Genomic DNA, 1,771 nt, shown 5'->3' on the forward strand with positions numbered 1-1,771 from the left:
CGCGTCGCAGCCGGCGAGCACCTGGAGGAGCGGCTCGGGCACCGCGGGCACCTGTTCGCGCAGGGGCCGCTTCAGGGCGTCGAGGTACAGCCCGCTGCTCGCGCCGGTGGGGCCGCGGGCGACGAAGAGCAGCCGTTCGTCCTGGCCGGCCAGCGCCAGCAGGCACGACGTGGGCGCGGTGCGGTCCACCTCCTCCGCGAGCAGGTCCACGGCGGGGCCCCACTCCTTCGCCCGGCCTGCGTCCATCACCAGCACGTGGTGGCTGTGGGCCCAGGCCTTGCGCGCCTCGATGTCGGTGGAGCGCTGGAGCGCGGAGCCGGTGATGACCCCACGCAGGAGCTTGCGGCCCCCCTCGCGGTCGCGCTCGATGAGGATGCGCCCCTCGATGTGGTCCACGAGCAGCCGCTCGCCGGCCGTCAGCGACGGGTCCTCGCGCAGCACGCGGATGCGCTCGCGCACGCGGTCCAGCTCGCGCCCCGGCACCGCGCTGCCCTCCAGCCGCAGCAGGTCTCCGGCGACGGCCACCTCCAGGAGCGTGGGCGCGGAGGGACAGCCGAGCGCGTCCTGCACCTCGCGCCGGGCCCGCTTCGCGTCCAGGTCCTCCACGAAGAGGAGCGCCCGCGCGTGGTGGTACTCCGAGCGGCGCGCGCAGTCCTCCGGCGCGTGCTGGACGTACTCGTCCAGGAACGCGCGGCCAGCGCCGGGGCGTGGCTCAGCCGTGCGCTCGTCACCAGCTCCGCCAGCAGCAGCTCCTCCTGGTACCAGCTGTCGCCGCGGAACGCCTCCTCCAGCGCGGCGCGGGCCAGCGACTCGGCCTCCTTGCGGCGATCCAGCCGGTTGTAGAGGCCCGCCAGGTGCCGCTGGAGGTCCACGCAGCGGTACTGGAAGCCCGCGCTCCGGCACGCGGCCAGCCCGTCCTGGAGGGACGTCTCCGCCGTCCGCGTGTCCCCCCGGTCCTGCGCCGCCTGCGCCCGGCCCCGGGCGAGCGGGGCGTCGTACCAGGCGGGCTCGCCGGACTGCCGGACCAGCGTCGTCAGCTCGTCGACGAAGCGGTCCTCCTGGTGGAGCAGCAGGATGGCGCCCAGCAGCAGGTCGCGCTCGCCGGAGCGCCGCAGCCGCGCGAGGAACGCGTCCGCCTCCGCGCCCTCCAGGCTCCGCGTGCCGGTCAATATCTCGCGGTAGGTGTTCGCCAGCGGGCCGCGCTTGTGGAAGTCCGCCGCCGCGACGCGGGCCACGTACGCGCTGGCCGTCTTCGTGCGGGTGGCGTCGTCCAGCACTTCGGCCAGCGGCGCCAGCGCCTTCACGCGCTCCACGGACGGGGCCGCGCGCAGCGCGTGGTAGAGGTACAGCCGCGCCAGGTCCGGGTTTCGCCGCGCCATGGTGGCCGGGTACGGCGTGCCGTCCAGCGCCAGCGCCATGCCGGCCGCGTTCATGGCCTTCCACGAGTCCCGCCGCGCCAGCGCGCCCTTGCGCAGGCCGTCCGCGCGCTCCAGGGCCTCGGTGCTCCAGCCGGGCTCCTTCGCCTGGGCCACGCGGGAGAACTCCTCCGCCGCGGCCAGCTCCAGCGAGAGCGCCTGGAGCGCGAGGCCCCGGTTCCAGTGCAGCCGCGTGTCGTCCGGCGCGGAGTCCAGGCCGAGCTCCAGCATGGACAGCGCGCGCTCCGGCTCGTTCCTGCCCAGGGCCGCCAGCGCCAGGTCGCCCATGACGGCGGGCGACGCGGGCAGGCGCTCCAGGATGCGCTCCGCGCGCTCGAAGTCCCGGCCGCGAGCCA

2 pseudogenes are annotated in these 1,771 nt (G+C 75.9%); both read right to left on the reverse strand.

The features are described from left to right. Positions 1-483, reverse strand: a pseudogene (locus ACLEQD_RS42695) (TetR family transcriptional regulator); the annotation flags it as partial. After that, positions 417-1,771, reverse strand: a pseudogene (locus ACLEQD_RS42700) (hypothetical protein); the annotation flags it as partial. The pseudogenes ACLEQD_RS42700 and ACLEQD_RS42695, both read right to left, overlap by 67 nt.

This window comes from Corallococcus sp. 4LFB (assembly GCF_046520365.1).
GTDB classification, from domain to species: domain Bacteria; phylum Myxococcota; class Myxococcia; order Myxococcales; family Myxococcaceae; genus Corallococcus; species Corallococcus caeni.